Below are 26,620 nucleotides of genomic sequence, written 5' to 3' on the forward strand. Positions count from 1 at the left end.
AATTTTTAAGGTTTTTAGGTTCGATCTGCAAAGTGTATCGCACTTACGCCTGCTTCGTAAAAATGTCTGCGGGCAAGTGCCGATATTGTCAGCGCATTTGATGCTTTTTGAGCAATGCCCGTAACTGATGGTAGGTCAGCCCCAGGAGTTCAGCCGCCCGTTTCTGGTTATATTTCGCCGCCTTCAGGCTTTGCTCCAATAGCTGCTGCTCCTGGTCGTGCTGGAACTGGCGTAAATCCAGCGGGAGCGTTGGGGCGTCGCCTGAAGACGATGGCGCGGGTACCGGCGGCGCACTGCGCTGAAAAGGATCGATAATGATATTGTCCAGCTCCGTCTCGCTGCTGCCGTGGCGGTAAACTGAACGCTCCACGACGTTCTTCAGCTCGCGGATATTTCCCGGCCAGCGGTAGGCCAGAAGCGTCTCCCGCGCACGATCGCTGAAGCCGGGGAAAAGCGGGAGACCCAGTTCGCGGCACATCTGAATCGCAAACTGGTCTGCCAGCAGCATGATGTCGCTTTTGCGCTCGCGCAGCGGAGGAAGCTGAACGACGTCAAAGGCCAGGCGGTCAAGGAGATCGGCACGGAATTTCTCCTCCGCGACCATCTCCGGCAAATTGGCGTTGGTGGCGCAGACCAGGCGCACGTTAACCTGCAGCGGCTGGCTGCCGCCGACGCGTTCCAGTTCGCCATACTCAATCACGCGCAGCAGCTTTTCCTGCACCAGCATCGGCGCGGTGGCGAGTTCATCAAGAAACAGCGTGCCGCCGTCGGCGCGCTCAAAACGCCCTGGATGGCGCTTCTGAGCGCCGGTAAACGCGCCCGCCTCGTGGCCAAACAGCTCGGTGTCGAGCAGGTTTTCATTCAGCGCCGCACAGTTTAGAGAAATGAAGGGGCCGTCCCAGCGTCCGGATAAATAGTGCAGACGGTTGGCTATCAGTTCCTTACCCGTGCCGCGCTCGCCGATAATCAGCACCGGTTTGTTGAGCGGCGCAAGGCGAGAAACCTGTTCCAGCACCTCAAGAAAGCTGTTGGCTTCGCCGAGTAAGTTATCTTTGTATTGAGCCATGATGAAATTAACCACTCCTTAGCGATATTCACCAGGTCAGCATAGTGCTGTGGTGAGTAAAAATCAATCACACTGTGTAAAATCAATAAGATAAAAAACTGGCACGGGAATTGTATTATCAGTACAGCAGGGCATAGCCCCGATAACAGAACTATGAGGATTTGATTATGGGTATTTTTTCTCGTTTTGCCGACATCGTGAACGCCAACATCAACTCGCTGCTGGAGAAAGCGGAAGATCCGCAGAAGCTGGTGCGCCTGATGATTCAGGAGATGGAAGACACGCTGGTTGAAGTTCGTTCTACCTCCGCCCGTGCGCTGGCTGAGAAAAAACAGTTAACGCGCCGTATTGAGCAGGCCACCGCTCAGCTCAATGAATGGCAGGAAAAAGCGGAGCTCGCCCTGCGCAAAGATAAAGAAGATCTGGCTCGGGCGGCGTTAATTGAAAAGCAGAAGCTGGCGGACATGATCGCTACGCTTGAGCATGAAGTTACGCTGGTGGACGACACGCTCACCCGCATGAAGAAAGAGATTGGTGAGCTCGAAAATAAACTGAGCGAAACCCGCGCGCGTCAGCAGGCACTGACCCTGCGTCACCAGGCGGCAAGCTCTTCCCGCGACGTGCGTCGTCAGCTGGACAGCGGCAAGCTGGATGAGGCCATGGCGCGATTTGAGTCATTTGAGCGTCGTATCGACCAGATGGAAGCGGAAGCAGAGAGCCACAGCATGGGTAAGCAAAAGTCGCTGGATCAACAGTTTGCTGACCTGAAAGCGGACGATGAAATCAGCGAGCAGCTGGCGGCATTGAAAGCCAAAATGAAGCAAGATAACCAATAATAATGTTGCGGCACCTGAGCGTGCCGCTAAGCATCCGACGACAAGGAGTACACATGAGCGCGCTTTTCCTGGCCATTCCCCTGACGATTTTCGTGCTGTTTGTTTTGCCGATTTGGCTATGGCTGCACTACAGCAACCGTTCATCGCGGGACGATTTATCCCAGAGTGAACAACAACGTCTGGCGCAGCTTACCGACCAGGCGAATAAGATGCGCGATCGCATTCAGGCGCTGGAAGCTATCCTGGATGCAGAACATCCTAACTGGAGGGACCGTTAATGTCAGGACTGAATCTGAATAAAAAATTGTGGCGAATTCCACAGCAGGGCATGGTGCGCGGCGTTTGCGCCGGGCTGGCCCATTATCTTGACGTTCCGGTAAAGCTGGTGCGTGTGGTCACGGTACTGTCGATATTTTTCGGCCTGGCGTTTATCACCTTCGTGGCATACATCGTTCTGGCGTTCGTTCTTGACCCGATGCCGGAAGGCGAACTGGCTGCGGAAGGCGCGCCTACCAGTAACGATCTTCTCAATGCGGTTGACGATCAATTGGCAGCCGGTGAGAAGCGGTTGCGTGAGATGGAACGTTATGTCACATCCGATACCTTTACGCTGAGAAGTCGTTTTCGTCAGCTTTAAGAGAGAACATACATGAAGAAAAACTGGCAACAGGCCGGTCAGAAGGTAAAACCCGGCCTGAAAATCGCAGGTAAACTGGTTCTGATGACGGCGTTACGTTACGGCCCGGCAGGTGTGGCGGGCTGGGCGATCAAATCTGTTGCCCGCAAGCCGGTCAGAATGTTGCTGGCCGTGGCGCTTGAACCTCTGTTGCAAAAAGCGGCAAAGCGGCTGTCACGCCGCTACTTATCCCGATAATTCACGCTCGCGTTAGCCCTTTCTCTCCCCGGAAGGGCTAACGACATTTCATCCCTTTCCCTCACTTTCTTTGCGGCAGCTCACATTACTGCACAGAGCTGCTTTGTAATTGCGTTTTTCAGCCTCCCGGTTCGTTGACAGATATTTTTCAGGGGAGTAGATTGCCCTTCGTGGGACCGCTACCATGGAAAATAATGTGAACGCAAAAATTAAAAATCTTATCAATCATATTTACGGTGAATCATTTTCTGAAGCACATTTTAAAGTGTTATTAACAAAGCTTGAACAAGCTGCTGTTAATATTACAGAAAAGCGTAAATCAGGCTGGGATGAAAAAGATGTTGTTCTGATCACCTACGCCGATCAGTTCTCCGCGAAAGGGGAGAAAGCGTTGCCGGTATTTACCCGCTTTTATAATGAGTGGCTCGCTCGCACGTTTTCCCATGTCCATCTTTTACCTTTTTATCCTTGGTCCTCTGATGACGGATTTTCCGTTATTGATTACCACAACGTTGCGCCTGAAACCGGGACCTGGCAAGACGTTGCTGATTTAAAACAGTCTGCCAGCTTAATGTTTGATTTCGTGTGCAACCACATGTCAGCAAAAAGTGAATGGTTTGCTAATTATCTTGCGCAGAAACCTGGCTACGAAGATTTCTTTATTGCTGTCGATCCTGAAACCGATTTATCTGCGGTGACGCGTCCTCGCGCATTACCGTTGCTGACGCCATTTACGCTGCATGATGGCAGCGTGCGTCATCTTTGGACCACCTTCAGCGATGACCAGATCGATCTCAACTTCGCCTCGCCTCAGGTGCTAATTGCGATGGTTGACGTGCTGCTCCATTACCTGGCGGAAGGGGCGCGTTATATCCGTCTGGACGCCGTCGGGTTTATGTGGAAGATCCCTGGGACAAGCTGCATCCATCTGGAACAGACTCACTGCCTCATCCAGCTTTTCCGTGCTATTACCGAGGCCGTGGCGCCAGGTACCGTGATCATTACTGAGACGAACGTTCCGCATAAGGACAATATCTCTTATTTCGGTGACGGTGAAAATGAAGCCCAGATGGTCTACCAGTTCTCCTTGCCGCCGTTGGTGCTGCATGCTGTGCACCGTCAGGATGTTAAAGCTCTCTGTCAGTGGGCGGGGTCGCTGGCGCTGCCTTCAACAAAAACGACCTGGTTCAACTTCCTGGCGTCTCATGACGGTATCGGTCTGAACCCGCTGCGCGGCATTCTGCCGGAATCAGAAATCCTCGCACTGGTTGAGAAACTTCAGCAGGAAGGGGCACTGGTCAACTGGAAAAATAATCCTGACGGAACGCGTAGCCCTTACGAAATCAATGTGACCTATCTTGACGCGTTAAGCGCGCAAAACAGTTCCGATGATGAACGCATCGCGCGCTTTATTCTGGCGCACGCGGTGCTGTTAAGTTTCCCTGGTGTACCTGCCGTGTATATTCAAAGCATTCTTGGCTCCCGTAACGATTATGAAGGGGTCGAGCGCCTCGGCTATAACCGCGCAATAAACCGCAAGAAATATACCGCAGGTCAGGTTGATCTCGAACTTAATAATAAAAATAGCGTTCGTCATAAAATTTATTCCCGCTTAAGCGAGTTTATTGCGATTCGTCGTGGGGAAAGGGCGTTTCACCCTGATGCGCAGGCATTTTTTGAATCACTGAATGAACAAATTCTTAAAATTGTTCGCGTGGCTGAAAACGGTGAGAAAATTACAGCCCTGTTTAATTTTAGTAATAACGTTCATACCGTTTATGGGGACACGCTTACTGGTATGGAATTACTATCAGGACAAGCTGTTAGCGGTAAAGAACTGACCCTCAATCCATGGCAGGTTATGTGGATTAAAGAAAACTAAAAAGGACCCTAAAATGAAAATGCCCAAAATTGTGCTGTTATCAGCACTGGTTTCGTGCGCCCTGTTATCAGGCTGTAAGGATGATAAAGCGTCTGCTGTGACCATTGAGTTCATGCACTCGTCAGTAGAGCAGGAGCGTCAGGCGGTTATTACGAAGCTGATCGAAAAATTCGAAAAAGAAAACCCTGGCATTACGGTGAAGCAGGTGCCGGTGGAAGAAGACGCCTACAACACCAAGGTGATTACGCTCGCCAGAACGGGCGCGCTGCCTGAGGTGATTGAAGTCAGCCATGATTACGCGAAAGTCATGGATAAGGAACAACTGCTGGATCGCAAGGCTATCGGCGAAGCCATTAAAGCGGTAGGCGAAAAGACCTTCTATGACGGGATCCTGCGCGTTGTGCGTACCGAAGACGGCACCGCCTGGACGGGCGTGCCGATGAGTGCCTGGCTGTCCGGCGTCTGGTATCACAAAGATGTGCTTGCCGCTGCAGGTATTCAGGAACCGCATAATTGGGAACAACTGCTGAAAGCCAGCCAGAAACTTAACGATCCGGCCAACAAACATTACGGCATTGCACTTCCTACCGCGGAAAGCGTCATGACCGAGCAGGCGTTCTCCCAGTTTGCGCTGTCCGGCGGCGCGAACGTTTTTGATGCCAACGGAAACGTTGAAATTGATACCCCTGAAATGGCGAAGGCGCTGGCGTTCTATAAATCGCTGGCCGCGACCACCATGCCGGGCTCGAACGACGTCATGGAGATCAAAGATGCCTTCATGAACGGTTCTGCGCCGATGGCCGTCTATTCCACCTACATCCTGCCAGCGGTATTCCTGGATGGTAACCCTGCCAACCTTGGCTTCGTCGTCCCGACAGAAAAGTCCTCTGCCGTCTACGGCATGGTTACCTCGCTGACGATCACCACCGGCCAAACCGAAGAAGAAACGCAAGCGGCTGAAAAGTTTGTGACGTGGATGGAGCAGGCTCAAAACGCAACCGACTGGGTCATGATGTCGCCGGGTGCGGCGCTGCCGGTGAACACGCTGGTGGTAGGCACCGATACCTGGAAAAACAACGAGGTGATTAAAGCGTTTGGGCAACTGCCTTATGAACTGATCGCCCAGTTCCCGAACGTGCAGGTGTTTGGCGCTGTCGGCGACAAAAACTTCACGCGCATGGGCGATGTGACAGGGTCCGGCATTATCAGCTCCATGGTGCATAACGTCACTGTGGGTAAACAAGATCTCAGCGCAACGCTCAGCAAGAGCCAGACGCGACTGACTGACCTGATTTCACAACGATAGGAGCGCTCTGCGGAAGGAAATTATGAAGACGTTGTTTTCTGGTCGTTCAGATATGCCTTTCGCCATGCTGCTGTTGGCCCCCAGCCTGATTTTGCTGGGGGGCCTGGTGGCCTGGCCAATGATTTCCAATATTGAAATCAGTTTCTTACGTCTGCCGCTTAACCCGCGTATTGATGCGGTGTTCGTCGGCCTGGATAACTACATCCGCATTCTTGGGGATGCTGCGTTCTGGCACTCGCTGTGGATGACGTTCTGGTATACGGCGCTGGTCGTGCTCGGCAGTACCGGGCTGGGGCTTGCCGTCGCTATCTTCTTTAACCGTGAGTTCCGTCTGCGGAAGACGGCGCGTTCGCTGGTGATTTTATCTTACGTGACGCCCTCTATTTCCCTGGTGTTTGCCTGGAAATACATGTTCAACAACGGCTACGGCATTGTGAACTATCTGGGCGTCGATCTGCTGCATCTGTATGACCAGGCGCCGCTCTGGTTCGACAACCCTGGCAGCAGCTTCGTGCTGGTGGTGCTGTTCGCCATCTGGCGCTACTTCCCGTATGCCTTTATCTCATTCCTGGCGATTTTGCAGACCATTGATAAATCGCTGTATGAAGCGGCAGAGATGGACGGAGCCAACGCCTGGCAGCGTTTCCGTATCGTCACGTTGCCCGCCATCATGCCCGTACTGGCAACGGTGGTCACGCTGCGAACTATCTGGATGTTCTACATGTTTGCGGATGTTTATCTGCTGACCACGAAGGTCGATATTCTGGGCGTGTATCTCTATAAAACCGCCTTTGCATTCAACGATCTGGGTAAAGCAGCCGCCATTTCCGTTGTGCTGTTTGTGATCATCTTCGCCGTCATTCTGCTGACCAGAAAAAGGGTAAACCTCAATGGCAACAAATAAACGCATACTGGGCCGTATTGGTTTCTATCTGGGGCTGGCGGTATTTCTGATTATCACGCTGTTCCCGTTCTTCGTGATGCTGATGACCTCATTCAAGAGCGCGAAAGAGGCCATATCGCTGAATCCGACTATTCTGCCGCAGGCGTGGACGCTTCAGCATTACGTCGACATCTTTAACCCGCTGATCTTCCCGTTTGTGGATTACTTCCGCAACAGCATGGTGGTGTCGCTGACGTCATCGGTAATTGCGGTGTTTCTCGGCACGCTGGGCGCTTACGCTTTGTCCAAGCTGCGTTTTAAAGGACGCACGACGATCAACGCGAGCTTCTACACCGTCTATATGTTCTCCGGGATATTGCTGGTGGTGCCGCTGTTCAAAATCATTACCGCGCTCGGCATTTACGACACTGAACTGGCGCTGATCATCACCATGGTGACCCAGACATTGCCTACGGCGGTATTCATGCTGCGCAGCTATTTCGACACCATTCCGGACGAAATAGAAGAGGCCGCGATGATGGATGGTCTGAACCGACTGCAAATCATCTTCCGCATTACCGTGCCGCTGGCCATTTCCGGTCTCGTGTCGGTGTTTGTTTACTGCTTCATGGTGGCATGGAACGACTACCTGTTTGCCTCCATTTTCCTGTCCAGTGCCAGCAACTTTACCCTGCCGGTCGGGCTGAACACGCTCTTTAGTACGCCAGATTATATCTGGGGTCGCATGATGGCGGCATCGCTGGTGACGGCGCTTCCTGTGGTCATCATGTACGCACTCTCTGAACGTTTTATTAAAAGTGGTTTGACCGCCGGTGGCGTCAAGGGCTAAGGCGGCCAATTTTTTATCAGGAGCAAGTTATGAAGAAGTTAGTTGCGACAGCGCCACGCGTGGCGGCGCTGGTGGAATATGAAGACCGTGCTGTGGAAGCACATGAAGTGAAAATTCGCGCCCGCTTTGGCGCCCCGAAGCACGGTACGGAAGTCGTGGATTTCCGCGCGGCAAGCCCGTTTATTGATGAAGAGTTCAACGCAGAGTGGCAGATGTTCACGCCGCGTGAAGAGGGCGCTGCGCGCGGTATCGAATTCGGTAAGTTCCAGCTGGGCAACATGATCGTTGGCGACATTATTGAATGCGGTGCAGACGTGACGGAATACCAGATTGGCGACAGCGTCTGCTGCTACGGCCCGCTGCAGGAGACGGTTATCGTTAACGCGGTGAACAACTATAAGCTGCGTAAAATGCCGCAGGGCGCGTCCTGGAAGAATGCCGTTTGCTACGATCCGGCGCAGTTCGCCATGAGCGGCGTGCGTGATGCTAACGTCCGCGTGGGCGACTTTGTTGTCGTGGTCGGTCTGGGAGCCATCGGGCAGATTGCGATTCAGCTGGCGAAAAAGGCCGGTGCGTCTGTGGTTATCGGCGTTGATCCGATCGAACATCGCTGTGAAATCGCCCGCCGTCACGGCGCGGACCACTGCCTGAATCCAATCGGTACCGATGTCGGTCTGGAAATCAAAAAGCTGACCGGCAAGCAGGGCGCGGACGTGATCATCGAAACCAGCGGCTTTGCCGATGCGCTGCAGTCTGCGCTGCGCGGACTTGCCTACGGCGGCACCATCTCCTACGTGGCGTTCGCCAAGCCGTTTGCCGCGGGTTTCAACCTCGGCCGCGAAGCACATTTCAACAACGCGAAGATTGTCTTCTCCCGCGCCTGCAGTGAACCCAACCCGGACTATCCGCGCTGGAGCCGCAAGCGTATCGAAGAGACCTGCTGGGAATTGCTGATGAACGGTTATCTGAACTGTGACGATCTGATCGACCCGGTCGTGACCTTCGCCACCAGCCCGGAAAGCTATATGAAGTATGTCGATCAGCATCCGGAACTCAGTATCAAAATGGGCGTCACTTTTTAAGCTAAGGACAGCAAATCATGAAGATCGCAACACAAAACCAGGCCTTTTTCCCGACCAACATCATGGAAAAATTCGAGTACATCAAAGCGATGGGTTTTGATGGCTACGAAATTGATGGCCGCCTGCTGGTGGAAAATCTCGACGAAGTGAAAGCCGCTATCAAAGCCACTGGCCTGCCGGTGACGACAGCATGTGGCGGATACGATGGCTGGATCGGTGATTTCATCGAAGAACGCCGTCTGAACGGGTTACAGCAGATCGAACGCATTCTGGAAGCGCTGGCGGAAGTCGGCGGAAAGGGCATTATCGTGCCTGCTGCCTGGGGCATGTTTACCTTCCGTTTACCGCCAATGACCTCCCCACGCAGCCTGGACGGTGACCGCAAAGCGGTTAGCGCCTCGCTGCGCTGGCTGGATGAAGTGGCGGCGCGCACCGGCACTACCGTCTACCTGGAGCCGCTGAACCGCTACCAGGATCATATGATCAACACCCTGGCAGACGCGCGTCGTTATATCGAAGAGAACGGCCTGAAGCACGTGCAGATCATCGGCGACTTCTACCACATGAACATTGAAGAAGACTCGCTGACGGACGCGCTGCATCAGAACCGCGATCTGCTGGGTCATGTGCACATTGCAGATAATCATCGCTATCAGCCGGGCAGCGGCAGCCTCGATTTTGCCAGCCTGTTCGACCAGCTGCGTGCCGATAACTATCAGGGATACGTGGTGTATGAATGCCGTGTTCGCGCCGAGGATCCGGCTAAGGCTTATCAGGACTCTCTCACTTATTTGCGTGAATGCTAAGGATGACGAGCGTGATGAGTGCTTCTACACCTTCGCCTCTGCGCGTCGCCATTATTGGCGCCGGGCAGGTCGCGGACAAAGTGCATGCCTCGTATTACGCCACGCGCAGTGATGTTCAAATGGTGGCTGTCATGGACAGCCGCCTTGAGCAGGCACAGGCGTTCGCGGAACGTTATGCTATTCCATCGGCATGGCAGGACGCTCACGAGATGTTGCAGGCAGTAAAACCGGATGTGGTGAGCGTCTGTTCGCCCAACCGGTTCCATTTTGAACACGTAATGGCAGCCCTTGCAGCAGGTTGTCACGTTATGTGTGAAAAGCCCCCGGCGATGACGCCGGAACAGGCCGACCAGATGCGCATTGCGGCGCGCAAGGCAGGAAAAGTCCTGGCGTATGATTTTCACCATCGCTTTGCCCTGGATACCCAACTGCTGCGTGATGCGGTAATGAACGGGACGCTCGGTGAAGTTTACTTTACCTCGGCGCAGGCGCTGCGCCGCTGCGGTGTACCGGGGTGGGGCGTTTTTACCAACAAATCGTTACAGGGTGGCGGACCGCTGATTGATATCGGCATTCATATGCTTGACGCCGCAATGTATGTCCTGGGTTTCCCTGCGGTAAAACGGGTGACCGCGCACAGTTTCCAGAGGCTGGGAAACCGTAAAAGCACCGGTCAGTTTGGCGAGTGGGACCCAACGCAATTTACCGTGGAAGATGCCCTGTTTGGCACGATTGAATTCTGCAACGGCGGCATTCTGCGTCTGGACACCTCCTTTGCGCTTAACATTCGCGAGCAGTCGATCATGAACGTCTCTTTCTGCGGTGAAAAGGCGGGGGCAACGCTGTTCCCGGCGCACATCTACAACGACGAAGCCGGTGTTTTAGAAACCCTTACCCAGCGCGAAGAGGCGGACGATCAGCGCCATCTGCGCAGCATGGATGCCTTTGTGCGCCATGTGCAGGGAGAGCCCGTCATGATTGCCGATGCAGAACAGGGACTGGTTATTCAGCAGCTTGTCGCCGCGCTGTATGAATCAGCAGAAACAGGGGAAAGCGTGACATTATGCTGAACGTGTCTGTATTAACCGAACCGGGCTTTTGTCCTCACAGCCTGAACAAATACGCCTCTGTCATGGCCTGCGGTAACGGCTACATGGGCATTCGCGCTGCGCACGAAGAAGATTACACCCAGCAGACCAGAGGTATGTACCTCGCGGGGCTGTATCATCGCGCGGGGCGCAACGAGACCACTGAGCTGGTCAATCTGCCGGATATCACCGGGATTGATGTTGAGCTGGATGGCATCAATTTCACCCTCCTTTCAGGGGATATCCTTGAGTGGCAGCGCGAGCTGGCCTTTGCTAACGGCGAACTGCATCGTAACGTTGTCTGGCGTTCACCCAACGGGAAACGCTATCGAGTGGAGAGTCGTCGTTTTGTGTCGCTGGACCAGCTGCCATTAGTGGCTATGCAGCTCTCGATCACGCCCCTTGATGGCGCCACGCAGGCGGTGCTGAAAACCGGCATTGACGCAACACAAACGAACAGCGGCAGACAGCATCTGGATGAAATCTCGGTCAGGGTCTTTGACCAGCACTACATGCAGGGCGTGTATGAAACGCAGGATCGGGCGTCTGAGGTTGTTGTTTCGGCGTTTTGTCAGCTCTCAGCGAAGAGCGACAGCTGCTTCACCGCCAAAAACCGTCGTCTCAGCGTTCACCATTCGCTGACGATTGCGCAGGGTGACACTGTCACGCTTGAGAAAATCGTCTGGCTGACGCATCGCAGTGATAAAGCGCTGTCACAGGAGTCTTTCGCGCGCAACGCGCTGGCCGATCTCAAAGTCTCTGCCGCAAGAGGCTACGACGCGTTGCTTGAAAGCTCAGCATATGCGTGGAAAGGCGTCTGGCATGACGCGCGGGTGGAAGTGACTTCCGCGGAGCGTCAGGATCAGATGGCGCTGGATTATGCTGTCTGGCATCTGACCACAATGACGCCTGCCCATGATGAGCGAAGCAGTATTGCTGCAAAAGGGCTGACGGGAGAGGGGTATAAGGGTCACGTTTTCTGGGATACCGAAATTTTCCTGCTGCCTTTCCATCTGTTTACCCGCCCGAAGATTGCCCGTAGCCTTTTGCGCTATCGCTGGCTCAATCTCTCAGGCGCCCGGGCAAAAGCCCGTCGTAACGGCTGGCCTGGCGCGCTGTTCCCGTGGGAAAGCGCCGCAAGCGGAGAGGAAGAGACGCCAGAGTTCGCGGCGATCAACATCCGCACCGGGGTACGCCAGAAGGTGGCTTCTGCACTCGCTGAACATCACATCGTGGCAGATATCGCCTGGGCGGTCGTCGCTTACTGGCAGGCGACGCACGATGATGCCTTTATGCGTAACGAAGGCCTGACGCTGCTGATGGAAACGGCCTTGTTCTGGATGGGACGCGCCACGGAAATCAACGGTCGTCTGGAAATCCATGACGTGATCGGACCGGACGAATACACCGAGCACGTGAACAACAACGCCTACACCAACTATCTGGCCTGGCACAACGTTGCCTGCGCGCGCCAGTTTATGGCGATGTTTGAGCGTGAGGATGTGCGTTTCACGGAGAATGCCACGCAGTTCCTGGCGCGCTTATGGCTGCCAGAGGCCGATGCAGACGGTGTGATCCCGCAGGATGATACCTTCATGTCAAAACCTGCCATCGATCTGAGCCGCTATAAAGCCAAAGCGGGTAAGCAGACGATTCTGCTCGATTATTCCCGTGCGGAAGTGAACGAGATGCAGATTCTTAAGCAGGCCGATGTGGTGATGCTCAACTACCTGCTGCCGGAACGGTTTACGCCGCAGCAATGCGCCGCCAATCTGGCGTTCTATGAGCCACGCACGATCCATGACTCGTCGCTGAGCAAAGCCATTCACGGGATTGTGCTCGCGCGCTGCGGTGACACGCAGGGGGCCTATGCCTTCTGGCGCGACGGTATCGCCATTGATTTGGGCGACGATCCGCACAGCAGCGATGAGGGCATTCATGCCGCGGCCACCGGTGCGATCTGGTCTGGTGCCATTCAGGGGTTTGCTGGCCTGCAAATCATTGAAGGGGAGCTGCATCTCGCGCCGAAACTGCCTGCTCACTGGCAGAAACTTGCTTTCCCGCTGCGGTGGCGGAACGCAACAATGTACTTCACCTATGAAAACGAGGTGTTAACCATTGAAACCACGGCGCCTGCCACGCTGACGCTGTGGGGCAAAATGCTGCACGTATCGGAGCGAAAAGTTTGCGCTCATAAGGACTTTTCTGCATCCGCATTTGGGACCGCTACCACGGAGGGGCACCATGACGCTTAAGGCTGTCGTATTCGATCTGGACGGTGTGATCACCGATACCGCACATCTGCACTTTCTGGCCTGGCGCGCCGTGGCGGAAGAAATTGGCATCACCTTTGATGAAGTCTTTAACGAACAGCTGAAGGGGATAAGCCGCATGGATTCCCTCCAGCGCATTCTGATGCATGGCGGGAAAGCGGGTATGTTTAGCGAGGAGCAGTGCCTGGCGCTTGCGACGAAAAAAAACGCGCTTTACGTCCAGTCGCTGGCATCACTGACGAAGGATTCTCTGCTGCCGGGGATCCGCGACGTGCTGGGGGAGATCCGTGCCGCGAAGGTCAAAATTGGGCTGGCATCCGTATCGCTCAATGCCCCAGGGATTTTGCACGCGCTGGGCATTCATCAGGCCTTCGATTTTTGCGCTGATGCTTCCCGCATTAGCCGCTCAAAACCGGACCCGGAGATCTTCCTTGCGGCCTGTGCGGGGCTGAATGTGCGCCCTGAAGAGGCCATTGGCATTGAAGATGCCGCTGCGGGTGTTGAAGCAATCAACGCCGCAGGAATGCTGTCGGTCGGGATTGGGCCTGGCCTTAACCATGCGGGATTACAACTTCATTCAACGCGGGAACTGACCTGGAAATGCCTCACAGAATTCTGGGCGTCCCGGGCGTATTGATAAGGAATAAATTATGGCTCAACTGTCTCTGAAACATATTCAGAAAATCTATGATAACCAGGTCCACGTGGTTAAGGATTTCAACCTCGAAATTGAAGACAAAGAGTTTATTGTTTTCGTCGGTCCGTCGGGCTGCGGTAAATCCACGACCCTGCGAATGATTGCCGGTCTTGAGGAGATCAGCGCGGGGGAACTGATTATTGACGGCGTTTGCATGAATGACGTGCCCGCCAAGTCGCGCGATATTGCGATGGTATTCCAGAACTACGCGCTTTATCCGCACATGACGGTCTACGACAACATGGCGTTTGGCCTGAAAATGCAAAAAATAGCGCCCGCGGTGATTGAAGAACGCGTTAACTGGGCGGCGCAGATTTTGGGGTTACGTGAATACCTGAAGCGTAAGCCTGGCGCTTTATCGGGCGGTCAGCGCCAGCGCGTGGCGCTGGGCAGGGCGATCGTGCGCGAAGCGGGCGTTTTCCTGATGGATGAGCCGTTATCCAACCTCGATGCCAAGCTTCGCGTGCAGATGCGTGCCGAAATCAGCAAGCTGCACCAGAAGCTTAACACCACCATGATCTATGTGACGCACGACCAGACGGAAGCCATGACGATGGCAACCCGCATCGTGATCCTGAAAGACGGCATCATTCAGCAGGTGGGTGCGCCGAAGCAGGTGTACAACGAGCCTGCCAATATGTTTGTCGCAGGGTTCATTGGCTCTCCGGCAATGAACTTCATTCGTGGCGCTATCGACGATCGCTATTTCGTGACGGAAACGCTGCGTCTGGAAATCCCCGAGGACAAGCTGGCCGAACTGAATGCGCAGGGTTACCAGCGTAAAGCGGTGGTCTTCGGGATCCGTCCGGAAGATATTCTTACCCTGCAAAGCAGCGGAGAAGATATCACGGCGAAAGTCAGCGTCGCTGAGCTGACCGGTGCCGAATTTATGCTTTATGCCACCGTGGGCGGACATGAACTGGTTGTCCGTGCGGGCGCGGCCAATGACTACGTAGCCGGAGATACTATCGGCATTCAGTTCGATATGAATAAGTGCCATTTCTTCGACGCCGATACCGAAGCGGCTATTAGATAAGAAAGGTGTTTGCCGGAAATGCAAATTTCCGGTTTTTTTGTTTGTTAATTATAAAGGGAATATTTAATGAGTACTCTACTAAGAAGTGCTGCGCTCGTTCTGTGCGCAGGGGTTAGCTGCGCGCAAGCAACAGAATCCGCAAAGCAGTGGGAGTTTAATATCGGTGCCATGTATGAAATTGAAAACGTCGAAGGTCAGGGCGACGATAAAGATGGATTATATGAACCCTCCGTGTGGTTTAATGCAACATGGGATGCCTGGACAATCTCTCTGGCAATGTATCAGGAAGGACCGGTTGATTATAGCAGCATGACGCGTGGCACCTATTTCGATCGTCCTGAATTTGAATTACGCTATCGCTTTATCGGCACCGATGATTTTACTTTCGGTCTTACGGGTGGCTTCCGCAATTATGGTTATCACTTTAAAGATGAACACGGTGCCAAAGACGGCAGCGCTAATATGCAGCGCTACAAAGTTCAGCCTGACTGGGATATTAAATTAACCGACGACTGGCGCTTCGGCGGCTGGTTTGCCATGTATCAGTTTGCCAACGATCTGGAAAAAACCGGCTATTCTGACAGCCGCGTCGAGACCGAAACGGGCTTTACCTGGACTATCAATGAAACCGTCTCCGCCAAAGTGAATTACTATTTAGAGCGCGGCTTCAATATGGACAGCTCACGTAATAACGGCGAGTTTTCTACCCAGGAAATTCGCGCCTATCTGCCAATTTCGTTGGGTCAGACTACCTTAACCCCTTATACCCGACTGGGTCTCGATCGCTGGTCAAACTGGGACTGGCAGGACGATCCAACGCGTGAAGGGCATGATTTCAACCGTCTGGGTATGCTGTACGCCTATGATTTTAACAACGGTTTATCCATGACGCTGGAATATGCCTACGAATGGGAAAACCACGATGAAGGTGAGAGCGATCGCTTCCACTACGCGGGTGTCGGCGTGAACTACGCGTTCTGATAATGATTTACCAGGGGCGTTTGCCCCTGGTTTTTTAGCGTAATGCAGCCGCATCCGAAAAATGCGTATCAACCAAAATCTTGTGCGGCGCAGGTTTACCCGCAATACGCTTAAACAACACGTTGCAGCTCTCTTCGCCGAGCTTTCTCGTCGGGATATCAAACCCGCCTGGCGCAGGGGTTAAAACGAGAGACAGCATCGGATCGCTGTATCCTGCCATGGCAACCTGCTCGGGAACCATCAGATTTAACTCATCCGCTGCACGATAAAGACCCAACAATTTCATACTGTCAGTAGCAAAAACGGCATTGGGCGGGTTGTCAGACGAGAGTAATTTGCAGGCTGCCTCAAGCGCGCTTTCATGGGTATATCCGCCATCAATGACCCACTCCGGGTTAATGGCGATACCCTGCTTCTCAAGGCTGGATTTATAGCCCGCAAGGCGATCGATAGAAACGTGATAATCGAGCGGGGCATGCAGACAGGCAATTTTTGTTCGTCCATGTTTAATAAACGAATCGACCAAAATAGCACTGTCGTGAAAATTGTCCGTATCAACAGAATAAATATTCTGGAACTTACCTTCTACTTTTCCAATAACCACCACGGGCACACCGTATTCGTCCAGCGTGGTGAAAAAAGATTCGTTTGCCGGTGAACTCAACATGATGATCCCTTTGATCATCTTCTGCTTTATTTTTCCCACGCACTTCTGCAGATCGTCCTCACTGCTTTTTGAGGTTTGTAAAATAACGTCAAACCCTTCCTCTTCCGCTTTTGCCGTAATGGCGTGAAGAACATCGGAGAAAAAAGGGTTACCAGCAGTGGTTTTGGTCGAGCGGGTCGAAATAACCATAATGGCATCAAAGCCAGAAGAGGTCAGGGCGCGGGCCAGCTTGTTGGGCTGATAATTTAATTCGTCTATCGCCTTCAGCACTTTGTCTCGCGCTTCAGGGGAAATATTCGTTTGTTTATTCAGAACGCGGGAAACGGTTGATTTCGATACGCCCGCAACCCGTGCGATATCATAGATGGTGGGTGACATACACCTTACTCACTCCGGACTGACAGCAATGTCGTTCATCTTACTGGAGAGAAAACGGCAATAGCAATAAATAAGAATTGATAATCAACGATCTGCCCCCATTTATTGTATTCTGAAGCCATACATTCCAGGCTTCCGGGCAATGAAGGATGGCGATGAAGCGATTTAAGAACGAACTCAATTCACTGGTGAACCGCGGCGTTGATCGACATTTGCGTCTGGCCGTCACCGGCCTGAGCCGCAGCGGTAAGACGGCGTTCATCACCGCGATGGTAAACCAGTTGCTGAACCTGCACGCCGGCGCGCGCCTGCCGTTGCTCAGCGCCGTGCGCGAAGAGCGTCTGCTGGGCGTTAAGCGCGTTCCTCAGCGTGATTTTGGCATACCGCGTTTTACCTACGACGAAGGGCTGGCGCAGCTTTATGGCGATCCGCCCGCGTGGCCGACGCCAACGCGAGGCGTCAGCGAAATTCGCCTTGCGCTGCGCTTTCGCTCTAATGAATCGCTGATACGTCACTTTAAGGATACCTCCACCCTGTATCTGGAAATCGTCGATTATCCCGGCGAATGGCTGCTCGACCTGCCGATGCTGGCGCAGGACTACCTCAGCTGGTCCCGTCAGATGACGGGCTTGTTGCAGGGACAACGCGCAGAGTGGTCGACGAAGTGGCGACAGCTGTGCGAAGGCCTAGATCCCCTGGCGCCTGCGGATGAAAACCGTCTGGCGACCATTGCTGAAGCCTGGACGGCCTATCTTCATCAGTGCAAACAGGAAGGGCTGCACTTCATCCAGCCGGGCCGTTTTGTCTTGCCGGGTGACTTAGCAGGCGCGCCCGCGCTGCAGTTCTTCCCGTGGCCGGACGTGGACGGCGCAGGCGAGTCGAAGCTGGCGCAGGCCGACAAACACACTAACGCCGGCATGCTGCGCGAGCGTTACAATTACTACTGTGAAAAGGTGGTCAAAGGTTTTTATAAAAACCACTTTTTACGTTTCGACCGCCAGATTGTGCTGGTGGATTGCCTGCAGCCGCTCAACAGCGGGCCGCAGGCATTTAACGATATGCGCCTCGCGCTGACGCAGCTGATGCAGAGTTTCCACTACGGGCAGCGGACGCTGTTCCGTCGCCTGTTTTCGCCGGTGATCGACAAGCTGCTGTTTGCAGCAACAAAGGCCGATCACGTCACGGTCGATCAGCACGCCAACATGGTTTCTCTGCTGCAGCAGCTGGTGCAGGACGCCTGGCAAAACGCCGCGTTTGAAGGCATCAGTATGGATTGTCTTGGGCTCGCATCGGTGCAGGCGACCCAAAGCGGCCTGATTGACCTTAACGGCGAGAAAATACCGGCATTACGCGGGAATCGACTCAGTGACGGCGAGCCGCTTACCGTCTATCCCGGCGAAGTCCCCGCGCGGCTGCCGGGTCAGGCCTTCTGGCAGAGCCAGGGCTTCCAGTTTGAAGCCTTCCGCCCTCAGCCTCTGAGCGTCGACAGGCCGTTACCGCACATCCGTCTGGATGCGGCGCTGGAGTTTTTGATTGGAGATAAATTGCGATGACGGAACCGTTAAAACCGCGCATAGACTTTACCGGAACGCTTGAGCCCGAGCGTCAGGACGCCTTTAAAACGGCGCAGACGTTCAGCGGCGTGCAGGCGGAGAACTTTGCCCCTGCGCTGCCGGACGATCCCGCCGTCGAGGACGGTCCGGCGGAGGCGGTCGTGGAAGCCGCTCTGCGTCCTAAACGCAGCCTGTGGCGCAAGATGGTCACTGCCGGTCTGGCGCTGTTTGGCGTAAGTGTGGTCGGGCAGGGCGTACAGTGGGCGATGAACGCCTGGCAAACCCAGGACTGGGTCGCGCTGGGCGGTTGTGCCGCGGGCGCGCTCATCGTGGGGGCGGGCGTCGGATCGGTTGCCACCGAGTGGCGCCGCCTCTGGCGTTTGCGACAGCGCGCGCACGAGCGTGATGAAGCGCGAGATCTTCTCCACAGCCACGGCACCGGTAAAGGCCGCGCCTTCTGTGAAAAACTGGCCAGCCAGGCCGGTATCGATCAGTCGCATCCGGCGCTTCAGCGCTGGTATGCCGCCATCCATGAAACCCAGAACGACCGGGAGGTGGTCACGCTCTATTCCCATATGGTTCAGCCGGTGCTGGACGCGCAGGCGCGACGCGAGATTAGCCGCTCGGCGGCGGAATCCACGCTGATGATTGCCGTCAGCCCGCTGGCGCTGGTGGATATGGCCTTTATCGCCTGGCGTAACCTGCGCCTCATCAACCGTATCGCGAACCTTTACGGCATAGAGCTGGGCTACTACAGCCGGCTCAGGCTGTTCAAACTGGTCCTGCTCAATATCGCGTTTGCGGGCGCGAGCGAGCTGGTGCGCGAAGTGGGAATGGACTGGATGTCGCAGGATCTGGCGGCGCGTCTTTCAGCCCGTGCAGCCCAGGGCATCGGTGCGGGCTTACTGACGGCGCGTTTGGGTATCAAAGCGATGGAAGTGTGCCGTCCGCTGCCGTGGATTGATGGCGATAAGCCGCGGCTGGGGGATTTCAGGCGTGAACTGATCGGTCAGCTGAAAGAGACGCTCAATAAAAAACCGGCTCCGTGAGGCTTTGTTCATTAATCGTGCTGGCTGTCAATATTTGTTGACAGCCATCTTCCGGTTCACCGTGTTCTGACATATCATTTTAACGTTATTGGCTTAAAACGGTGAATTTCCCATGCGTCTTGAAGTCTTCTGTGAAGACCGTCTCGGTCTGACCCGCGAATTACTCGATCTTCTTGTTTTACGTAGCATAGATTTACGTGGCATTGAGATCGATCCTGTCGGGCGAATTTACCTCAATTTTGCCGAAATTGAATTTAATACCTTCAGCAGCCTGATGGCGGAAATCCGCCGTATCGCTGGCGTTACGGATGTACGCACCATCCCCTGGATGCCCTCCGAGCGCGAGCACCTCGCCCTGAGCGCACTGCTTGAAGCGATGCCCGAACCGTTTCTCTCTCTTGATCTGAAAAGTAAAGTCGAGCGCGTTAACCACGCGAGCTGCCAGCTTTTCGCACAGAGCCAGGAGAAGCTCAGCAACCACCACGCCGCGCAGCTGATCCCCGGTTTTAACTTCCAGCGCTGGCTGGACAGCAACCCGCAGAACACGCACAGCGAGCACGTGGTGATTAACGGGCAGAATTTCCTGATGGAGATCACGCCGGTCTATCTGAAAGGAGAGGGAAATGCTCGCGTATTGACCGGGGCGGTGATCATGCTGCGCTCGACGCTACGCATGGGGCGCCAGCTGCAAAACCTCTCCAGCCAGGACGTAGGCGCATTCAGCCAGATTATTGCCGTCAGCCCGAAAATGCGCCACGTGGTTGACCAGGCGCGCAAGCTTGCCAGCCTGACCGCGCCGCTGTTGATTACCGGCGATACCGGCACCGGGAAGGATCTGCTGGCGCACGCCGTGCATCTGGCAAGCCCGCGTGCAGCAAAACCGTATCTGGCGCTTAACTGCGCCTCTATTCCGGAAGATGCCGTCGAAAGCGAGCTGTTTGGACACGCGCCGGAAGGCAAGAAAGGGTTCTTCGAGCAGGCCAACGGCGGCTCCGTGCTGCTGGACGAGATCGGCGAAATGTCGCCGCGTATGCAGGCTAAGCTGCTGCGTTTCCTGAACGACGGCACCTTCCGCCGCGTCGGCGAGGATCATGAGGTGCATGTGGACGTGCGCGTCATTTGCGCCACCCAGAAAAACCTGGTGGAGCTGGTGCAAAAGGGGATTTTTCGCGAGGACCTCTATTACCGCCTCAACGTCCTGACGCTGAACATTCCACCGCTGCGCGACTGTCCGCAGGACATCATGCCGCTAACGGAGCTGTTTGTGGCCCGCTTTGCCGACGAGCAGGGCGTTCCGCGTCCGAAGCTGTCTGCCGATCTGGGCACGGTGTTAATGCGTTACGGCTGGCCGGGCAACATCCGTCAGCTTAAAAACGCCGTTTATCGCGCGCTGACCCAGCTGGAAGGCTATGAACTGCGCCCTCAGTACATTCTGTTGCCGGATTACGACGCCGGGACGGTATCGGTAGGCGAAGAGGCGATGGAAGGCTCGCTGGATGACATCACCAGCCGCTTCGAGCGCTCCGTGCTGACGCAGCTGTACCGCAGCTATCCCAGCACCCGCAAACTGGCAAAACGCCTTGGCGTCTCGCATACCGCGATTGCAAATAAGCTACGTGAATATGGGTTGAATCATAAGAAAGGTGACGAATAACAAAAAGCCTCTGTAAAGAGGCTTTTTTGATGCTTATTCCTTTGCCAGCGGCGTAGTCACGATCTCTGTTTTTGTCTCTCCCTGTATCGACGCAATCCTGCTTTCGACATCCTTCACCTGCTGCGCGCTGTGTAGCAGGGTATAGGTCAGATCAAACTGCGCGCTGGCGCCTGGCTGCAGCTGCTTAACCCGCTTCTGCTCGCGTTCAATGGTAACGGGGTAGGCGTAGCTGGTGCCCGGCTCAATCCCCGTGACATAGCCCTGTTTTGGCGTATCGGTATTTTTCCACAGGGTCAGCACGGGCAGCTGGCGGGTATCAAACTGAATCGACGCGCCTTTGTCACCGGCTTTATTCACCACCGCCGCGAGGGTTTCGTGGTTACTGTCCGCGAGCGGTTTGATGTTAAAGACCATCTCATCAAAGCCTTTTGTCGGTCCGGCGTAGGTTTGCCAGTCGTTAACGCCCGCTTTGGCGTAATCATTGAACGGGCTCACGCTTGCCGCCGGGGCAAGGAAGCGCGCGCCTTCTTCGAGGACAGGTGCGCCGAAGTTGCTGTGATAGATGATTTGGTAATCATGAGGGTAATCGGCGTGGTTCGTCAGAACGTCATGCAGGCTGAACTGGTTGGTTCCCGGAACGTAACGCAGTTCGGTCATGGTTTGCAGATCCGCTTTTTTAAACGTGCTCTCTTTGATTAAACCGCGAATACGAATTTCATGCGGGGCGGCATCCGCAACTTCCACTTCCACCTGGGATGCGGGCGTATTCCCCGCCTTGCCGTGCAGGGTATAAATCTGGCCGTCAGCGGTGACCGGGTGCCCCGTCCATTCGTAGCCACAGCGGACCATCATCTCGTTGAAACCTTCCAGCCAGCCAAGGCCGTTTCGGCTTTCCAGATTAATATACGCCGGGTTAACGACCTCTTTAACGGGCGAGTTCCAGCCCAATCTGGTGCCAAAGCCTTCCACATGCAGAAGGTTCATCCCGCGCGTCGGGCTTAAGGTGATGGTCAGGCCGTTTGTACTGTTAATGACGATGACTTTACTGCCTTCCTGCCTGCCGCCGTGCAACACTTTTTGCTCAATGCTGAACGTTCGATCGTTAATTTTCAGCTCATCGCTGGAAATCTTCCAGTTTCCTTTTTCCACGCTGCTTTCAGCGCTTGTCAGCACCCAGGTTTTTGCTGCGGCATGGCCCGAAACCAGTACCGAAAGGAGCGTTAAAGCCAGTTTTATTTTCATATTTATCCCTTTTTGCTGAAACGATTATTTAACTTCGTAAGCAAATCTAATGTTTTGGCGGTAAGGGAAATGTGATGTGCCTCACTGAGGGTAAATACGGGGCTATTAAACGATCAATATGCGGGTTTGATCGCTATTTAGCTGAATTATCAAAATTAGATTGCATAAATATTGTGACTCAAGCTCATTAATGCTTTAACGATTCAGCTAGTAATTAATAAAAAACCCCGCCATAGCGAGGTTTTGAAAAAGCGGTATAGAATGCTAAGTAATGATTATGCTTTCAGCTTTTCCAGCGCGGCGGTGTAATCCGGCTCGGTAGTGATTTCATTAACCAGTTCGCTGAATACGACAGTGTCGTTTTCATCCAGAACCAGTACCGCGCGTGCTGCCAGGCCTTTCAGAGGGCCTTCGGCGATGCTGACGCCGTAGTTCTCGAGGAAATCCGGGCTGCGCAGGGTGGAGAGGGTGATAACGTTGCTCAGGCCTTCAGCGCCGCAGAAGCGAGACTGGGCGAACGGCAGGTCAGCAGAAATGCACAGCACAACGGTGTTGTCCACTTCAGTTGCCAGCTGGTTGAACTTACGCACGGATGCGGCGCAAACGCCGGTATCAATGCTCGGGAAAATGTTCAGCACTTTGCGTTTACCCGCAAACTGAGCCAGTGTGACGTCAGACAGATCTTTAGCCACCAGAGTGAAAGCCTGCGCTTTGCTGCCAGCCTGCGGAATGGAACCTGCAACAGCAACCGGGTTGCCCTGGAAATGAACGAGTTGTGACATAGATATCTTCCTGTTTACATATAGTTAACGTCGCGGCTAGTGTATGCCATCCGCGGATAACACGGCAAACCAAATTTTTTCGCCTTTCCGGGCCGCAAGGAGTCAGTGATGAGAAGCGTTAAGGTCTATGAAGAAGCCTGGCCATTGCATACCCCGTTTGTGATCTCTCGCGGCAGCCGAAGTGAAGCCAGCGTGGTGGTCGTTGAAATCGAAGAGGACGGTTTTAAAGGCGTAGGGGAGTGCACGCCTTACCCGCGCTATGGTGAAAGCCTTGCGTCGGTGATGGCGTATATCATGAGGCTGGTGCCAGACCTGCAAACCGGGCTCACGCGTGAGGCATTACAGCAGCGTTTGCCCGCCGGGGCCGCACGCAACGCCATTGATAGCGCGCTCTGGAGCCTGGAGGCGGCGAAGCGGCAACAACCACTGACAGCATTGCTGGGCGTGGCGCTGCCGGAATCGGTGGCTACCGCGCAAACGGTAGTGATTGGCGAGCCGGAACAGATGGCCGCCAGCGCCAAAGCGCTTTATGACGCCGGGGCCCGGCTGCTGAAGGTGAAGCTCGACGATCGTCTGATTAGCGAGCGGATGGTCGCCATCCGCGCGGCGGTGCCCGCAGCCACGCTGATAGTTGATGCCAATGAATCATGGCATCCAGAAGGGCTGGCCGCCCGCTGTCAGCTGCTGGCCGACCTGGGGGTGGCCATGCTGGAGCAGCCTCTGCCCGCAAAAGATGACGCGGCGCTGAAGAACTTTATCCATCCGTTGCCCGTTTGTGCCGATGAAAGCTGCCACACCCGCGCGAGCTTAAGCGAGCTGCAGGGCCGCTACGAGATTATTAACATTAAGCTCGACAAGACCGGCGGGCTGACAGAGGCGCTGGCCCTGGCGGAAGAAGCCCGGGCGCAGGGTTTTTCACTGATGCTGGGCTGTATGCTCTGTACGTCCCGGGCAATCGGCGCGGCGCTACCGCTGGTCAATCAGGTCCGTTTCGCCGATCTGGACGGCCCGACGTGGCTGGCGGTTGACGTCTCACCCGCGCTCCATTTTACCAGCGGCGTGCTTCATCTCTGAGGCTGCCAGCGCAAAAGCTCCACCATGGCTTTTAAGTATTTTTCGCTGGCTTCATCGGACGAGATCGCCGGGAATTCAGCGGTAATACAGGGCAGGCTCAAATCGGCGCACCAGCTACCGAACGAGCCTGGCGTTTCATAGCCCACGCTGGTCACGAGCGGCAGGGCGAACGCGTCTGCCAGCCACGCGCCGAGCTCGGAGTGGCGCGGATCTTCAATGCAGGCCAGCGGATCGTGGAAGGAAACTACCCACGCGGGGTGGATCTTATGGATAAGCTGGCACAGCGCCTGGGTTTCCGGCTCTGAGCCCGGCTTATCTCCCGTCAGCAGAACCACATCTCGCTCCTCAGCGGAGCTGTTCCAGCGATACACCGTTTCCCCGGCGCGCCAGTTTGCTGCCGGAAAATTACGGTTTAAGTCAACGCCTCGCGCGTTGGCGCGAAGCCCCAGCTGACAGCCGTCCGGGTTAACCGCCAGAATCACGTGATGACGTCGCAATGAAGGCGTCAGCGTCCGCAGCGCGCAGGAAAGCGTCACGATGGAGGAGTTCTCATCCCCGTGCGTGCCGGCAAGAATCAAGCCGCTTTCGCGGTCTGCGTCGGGGGCGGGAAACCAGATCAGCGATGCGCCTAAAAATGAACGGCCATATTGCTCAGCGCCCGGCGGAAAGGCGCCGCGTTCCGCTCTCGGTCGGGTGGTTGCCATACGAAATCCTGATAAAGAAGTCACTACTGGCAGTGTTGTGCAAAACACGCTGTTAATCAAATAGTTTCCGTAATGGCTAAGAATTGCCTTAAATCACTATTCAGGCGTAAGTTATTTGCATTTCTCTTTGTCGAAACAAATAATTACGCATCTGCTTAATACCTGAATTCATTAAAGGGGATCTTATGAAGCATCCTGTTTCGCGTCTTTTTGCCGCACTGTGCCTGTGCGGGCTCTCTTCACTTTCTTTCGCAGCTGACGTGCCGCAGGGCACTGCGCTGGCGCAAAAACAGGAGCTGGTCAGGCATATTAAAGACGAGCCGGCTTCGCTGGACCCGGCGAAAGCCGTGGGGTTACCCGAGATTCAGGTCATTCGCGATCTCTTCGAAGGTCTGGTTAATCAGAATGAGAAAGGGGAGCTGACGCCGGGCGTAGCGACACGCTGGCAGAGCAATGATAACCGCGTCTGGACGTTTACCTTACGCGATGACGCGAAATGGTCCGACGGTTCCCCCGTCACCGCCCAGGATTTTGTCTACAGCTGGCAGCGTCTGGTTGACCCGAAAACAACCTCTCCGTTTGCCTGGTTTGCCGCGCTGGCGGGAATCAATAACGCGCAGGCCATTATTGACGGCAAAGCCGCGCCCGATACGCTGGGAGTGACGGCGGTGGATGCCAGGACGTTACGCGTCCAGCTGGACAAACCGCTGCCGTGGTTCAGCAACCTGACGGCGAACTTTGCCTTCTATCCAGTACAAAAAGCTAACGTCGAAAGCGGTAAAGAGTGGACGCGGCCTGGCGCGCTGGTGGGGAACGGCGCTTACGTTCTGAAGGACCGCGTGGTGAATGAAAAACTGGTTGTGGTGCCCAATACGCACTACTGGGACAATGCCAAAACGGTCCTGCAGAAGGTGACCTTCGTGCCGATTAATCAGGAATCGTCGGCCACCAAACGCTATCTGGCGGGGGATATCGATATTACCGAATCGTTCCCAAAAAACATGTATCAGAAGCTCCTGAAGGACATTCCGGGACAGGTTTATACGCCGCCTCAGCTGGGCACGTATTATTATGCCTTTAACACCCAAAAAGGCCCGACGGCGGATGCACGGGTTCGTCTGGCGCTGAGTATGAGCATCGACCGTCGTATCATGGCGGAAAAGGTGTTAGGGACGGGTGAGAAGCCGGCCTGGCACTTCACCCCTGACGTGACGGCAGGGTTCACCCCGGACGCCTCGCCGTTTGAGCAGATGTCGCAGCAGGAGCTGAACGCCCAGGCCAAAACCTTGCTGCAGGCCGCAGGCTATGGCCCTCAGCGTCCGCTGAAGCTTAACCTGCTGTACAACACCTCGGAAAATCACCAGAAAATCGCGATTGCGGTGGCCTCCATGTGGAAGAAAAATCTTGGTGTGGATGTCAAACTGCAAAACCAGGAGTGGAAAACCTACATTGATAGCCGTAACACCGGCAACTTTGACGTGATCCGCGCCTCATGGGTGGGCGATTACAACGAGCCATCAACCTTCCTGTCATTGCTGACCTCCACCCACAGCGGCAATATCTCCCGCTTTAATGACCCTGCCTACGATAAGATCGTCCAGCAGGCGACGCTGGAAACAACGGCGAAGGCGCGCAATGCGGACTACAACATGGCGGAGAAAATCCTCATGGAGAAGGCGCCCATCGCACCAATTTATCAGTACACCAACGGTCGCCTGATTAAGCCCTGGGTGAAGGGCTACCCGATCAATAACCCGGAAGACGTGGCGTATAGCCGGACGATGTATATTGAGAAGCACTAATCAAGTACTGGCGCGGCTTGCGGCGCCAGTTACTCTTTTCTGACCATCACCCGCC

Annotated in this window: 25 protein-coding genes; 20 read left to right on the forward strand and 5 right to left on the reverse strand. The window is 54.8% G+C overall.

Going from position 1 to position 26,620, the window contains the following annotated elements; translation table 11 throughout:
• Nucleotides 1-88: 88 nt before the first annotated feature.
• Nucleotides 89-1,066 (reverse strand): phage shock protein operon transcriptional activator, encoded by a 978-nt coding sequence (gene pspF / locus UTO39_RS02050; protein WP_320726311.1) that lies wholly within the window; start codon nucleotides 1,064-1,066, stop codon nucleotides 89-91.
• A 167-nt stretch (nucleotides 1,067-1,233) separates the two neighbouring features.
• On the opposite strand from pspF, the gene pspA reads away from it, so the two are divergent.
• From pspA to UTO39_RS02125, 15 genes are all read left to right on the forward strand, one after another.
• The gene (gene pspA, locus UTO39_RS02055; protein WP_061098016.1) at nucleotides 1,234-1,902 is read left to right on the forward strand and encodes a phage shock protein PspA; all 669 of its coding nucleotides are present in this window, start codon (nucleotides 1,234-1,236) and stop codon (nucleotides 1,900-1,902) included.
• A gap of 53 nt (nucleotides 1,903-1,955) precedes the next feature.
• Nucleotides 1,956-2,180: an envelope stress response membrane protein PspB gene (gene pspB, locus UTO39_RS02060; RefSeq protein WP_061098017.1), complete on the forward strand. Its 225-nt coding sequence runs from the start codon at nucleotides 1,956-1,958 to the stop codon at nucleotides 2,178-2,180.
• On the forward strand, nucleotides 2,180-2,539 hold the full coding sequence (gene pspC, locus UTO39_RS02065; protein WP_320726312.1) for an envelope stress response membrane protein PspC: 360 nt from the start codon (nucleotides 2,180-2,182) through the stop codon (nucleotides 2,537-2,539). Before pspB ends, pspC begins: the two co-directional genes overlap by 1 nt.
• A 12-nt stretch (nucleotides 2,540-2,551) precedes the next feature.
• Complete coding sequence (gene pspD / locus UTO39_RS02070) at nucleotides 2,552-2,776, forward strand: phage shock protein PspD (RefSeq protein ID WP_028013376.1); 225 nt, start codon at nucleotides 2,552-2,554, stop codon at nucleotides 2,774-2,776.
• Between the two features lie 184 nt (nucleotides 2,777-2,960).
• Nucleotides 2,961-4,658: a sugar phosphorylase gene (locus UTO39_RS02075; protein ID WP_320726313.1), complete on the forward strand. Its 1,698-nt coding sequence runs from the start codon at nucleotides 2,961-2,963 to the stop codon at nucleotides 4,656-4,658.
• Nucleotides 4,659-4,671: 13 nt separating this feature from the next.
• A complete protein-coding gene (locus UTO39_RS02080) occupies nucleotides 4,672-5,964 on the forward strand; it encodes an ABC transporter substrate-binding protein (protein ID WP_266177912.1) in 1,293 nt (430 codons plus the stop codon).
• Nucleotides 5,965-5,986: 22 nt separating this feature from the next.
• Entirely contained in the window at nucleotides 5,987-6,868 is an 882-nt protein-coding gene (locus UTO39_RS02085) for a carbohydrate ABC transporter permease (protein WP_028013373.1), read from the forward strand.
• Nucleotides 6,855-7,697, forward strand: coding sequence for a carbohydrate ABC transporter permease (locus UTO39_RS02090; protein WP_151413656.1), 843 nt, complete (start codon nucleotides 6,855-6,857; stop codon nucleotides 7,695-7,697). The genes UTO39_RS02085 and UTO39_RS02090 overlap by 14 nt, the downstream gene beginning before the upstream one ends.
• Nucleotides 7,698-7,726: 29 nt before the next feature.
• Complete coding sequence (locus UTO39_RS02095; protein ID WP_151413657.1) at nucleotides 7,727-8,779, forward strand: zinc-binding alcohol dehydrogenase; 1,053 nt, start codon at nucleotides 7,727-7,729, stop codon at nucleotides 8,777-8,779.
• Between the two features lie 17 nt (nucleotides 8,780-8,796).
• A complete protein-coding gene (locus UTO39_RS02100; RefSeq protein WP_045260650.1) occupies nucleotides 8,797-9,585 on the forward strand; it encodes a sugar phosphate isomerase/epimerase in 789 nt (262 codons plus the stop codon).
• 11 nt (nucleotides 9,586-9,596) lie between these two features.
• Nucleotides 9,597-10,655, forward strand: a complete 1,059-nt coding sequence (locus UTO39_RS02105; RefSeq protein WP_266177913.1) for a Gfo/Idh/MocA family protein — start codon at nucleotides 9,597-9,599, stop codon at nucleotides 10,653-10,655.
• Nucleotides 10,649-12,928, forward strand: a complete 2,280-nt coding sequence (locus UTO39_RS02110; RefSeq protein ID WP_320726314.1) for a glycoside hydrolase family 65 protein — start codon at nucleotides 10,649-10,651, stop codon at nucleotides 12,926-12,928. The genes UTO39_RS02105 and UTO39_RS02110 overlap by 7 nt, the downstream gene beginning before the upstream one ends.
• Complete coding sequence (gene pgmB, locus UTO39_RS02115; RefSeq protein WP_320726315.1) at nucleotides 12,918-13,583, forward strand: beta-phosphoglucomutase; 666 nt, start codon at nucleotides 12,918-12,920, stop codon at nucleotides 13,581-13,583. The genes UTO39_RS02110 and pgmB overlap by 11 nt, the downstream gene beginning before the upstream one ends.
• A gap of 13 nt (nucleotides 13,584-13,596) precedes the next feature.
• Nucleotides 13,597-14,679 (forward strand): ABC transporter ATP-binding protein, encoded by a 1,083-nt coding sequence (locus UTO39_RS02120; protein ID WP_061098026.1) that lies wholly within the window; start codon nucleotides 13,597-13,599, stop codon nucleotides 14,677-14,679.
• A 66-nt stretch (nucleotides 14,680-14,745) separates the two neighbouring features.
• A complete protein-coding gene (locus tag UTO39_RS02125; RefSeq protein ID WP_151413659.1) occupies nucleotides 14,746-15,660 on the forward strand; it encodes an OmpG family monomeric porin in 915 nt (304 codons plus the stop codon).
• Nucleotides 15,661-15,694: 34 nt separating this feature from the next.
• Here the strand turns inward: UTO39_RS02125 and UTO39_RS02130 are convergent, their stop codons facing one another.
• Nucleotides 15,695-16,705 carry a LacI family DNA-binding transcriptional regulator gene (locus tag UTO39_RS02130; protein WP_266177917.1) on the reverse strand — a complete coding sequence of 337 codons (1,011 nt, stop codon included), beginning with the start codon at nucleotides 16,703-16,705 and terminating at the stop codon, nucleotides 15,695-15,697.
• A 155-nt stretch (nucleotides 16,706-16,860) separates the two neighbouring features.
• On the opposite strand from UTO39_RS02130, the gene UTO39_RS02135 reads away from it, so the two are divergent.
• From UTO39_RS02135 to tyrR, 3 genes are all read left to right on the forward strand, one after another.
• Nucleotides 16,861-18,258, forward strand: a complete 1,398-nt coding sequence (locus UTO39_RS02135) for a YcjX family protein (protein WP_320726316.1) — start codon at nucleotides 16,861-16,863, stop codon at nucleotides 18,256-18,258.
• The gene (locus UTO39_RS02140) at nucleotides 18,255-19,307 is read left to right on the forward strand and encodes a YcjF family protein (protein WP_320726317.1); all 1,053 of its coding nucleotides are present in this window, start codon (nucleotides 18,255-18,257) and stop codon (nucleotides 19,305-19,307) included. The genes UTO39_RS02135 and UTO39_RS02140 overlap by 4 nt, the downstream gene beginning before the upstream one ends.
• Before the next feature lie 112 nt (nucleotides 19,308-19,419).
• A complete protein-coding gene (tyrR, locus tag UTO39_RS02145; RefSeq protein WP_320726318.1) occupies nucleotides 19,420-20,961 on the forward strand; it encodes a transcriptional regulator TyrR in 1,542 nt (513 codons plus the stop codon).
• A gap of 33 nt (nucleotides 20,962-20,994) precedes the next feature.
• Here tyrR and UTO39_RS02150 read toward each other — a convergent pair whose 3' ends face one another.
• Together UTO39_RS02150 and tpx are read right to left on the reverse strand one after the other, a co-directional pair.
• Entirely contained in the window at nucleotides 20,995-22,203 is a 1,209-nt protein-coding gene (locus tag UTO39_RS02150; protein ID WP_320726319.1) for an aldose 1-epimerase family protein, read from the reverse strand.
• Between the two features lie 275 nt (nucleotides 22,204-22,478).
• Nucleotides 22,479-22,985, reverse strand: coding sequence for a thiol peroxidase (gene tpx / locus UTO39_RS02155; RefSeq protein ID WP_320726320.1), 507 nt, complete (start codon nucleotides 22,983-22,985; stop codon nucleotides 22,479-22,481).
• A gap of 108 nt (nucleotides 22,986-23,093) precedes the next feature.
• On the opposite strand from tpx, the gene ycjG reads away from it, so the two are divergent.
• Nucleotides 23,094-24,059: an L-Ala-D/L-Glu epimerase gene (ycjG, locus tag UTO39_RS02160; protein WP_320726321.1), complete on the forward strand. Its 966-nt coding sequence runs from the start codon at nucleotides 23,094-23,096 to the stop codon at nucleotides 24,057-24,059.
• Here the strand turns inward: ycjG and mpaA are convergent.
• Nucleotides 24,050-24,763, reverse strand: a complete 714-nt coding sequence (gene mpaA, locus UTO39_RS02165; RefSeq protein WP_320726322.1) for a murein tripeptide amidase MpaA — start codon at nucleotides 24,761-24,763, stop codon at nucleotides 24,050-24,052. The genes ycjG and mpaA overlap by 10 nt on opposite strands.
• A gap of 185 nt (nucleotides 24,764-24,948) precedes the next feature.
• Here mpaA and UTO39_RS02170 point away from each other — a divergent pair, with 185 nt between their 5' ends.
• Complete coding sequence (locus tag UTO39_RS02170) at nucleotides 24,949-26,565, forward strand: peptide ABC transporter substrate-binding protein (protein ID WP_320726323.1); 1,617 nt, start codon at nucleotides 24,949-24,951, stop codon at nucleotides 26,563-26,565.
• The last annotated feature ends 55 nt before the right edge of the window (nucleotides 26,566-26,620 follow it).

This window comes from Enterobacter sp. 118C5 (assembly GCF_034107645.1).
Lineage (GTDB): Bacteria > Pseudomonadota > Gammaproteobacteria > Enterobacterales > Enterobacteriaceae > Enterobacter > Enterobacter nematophilus.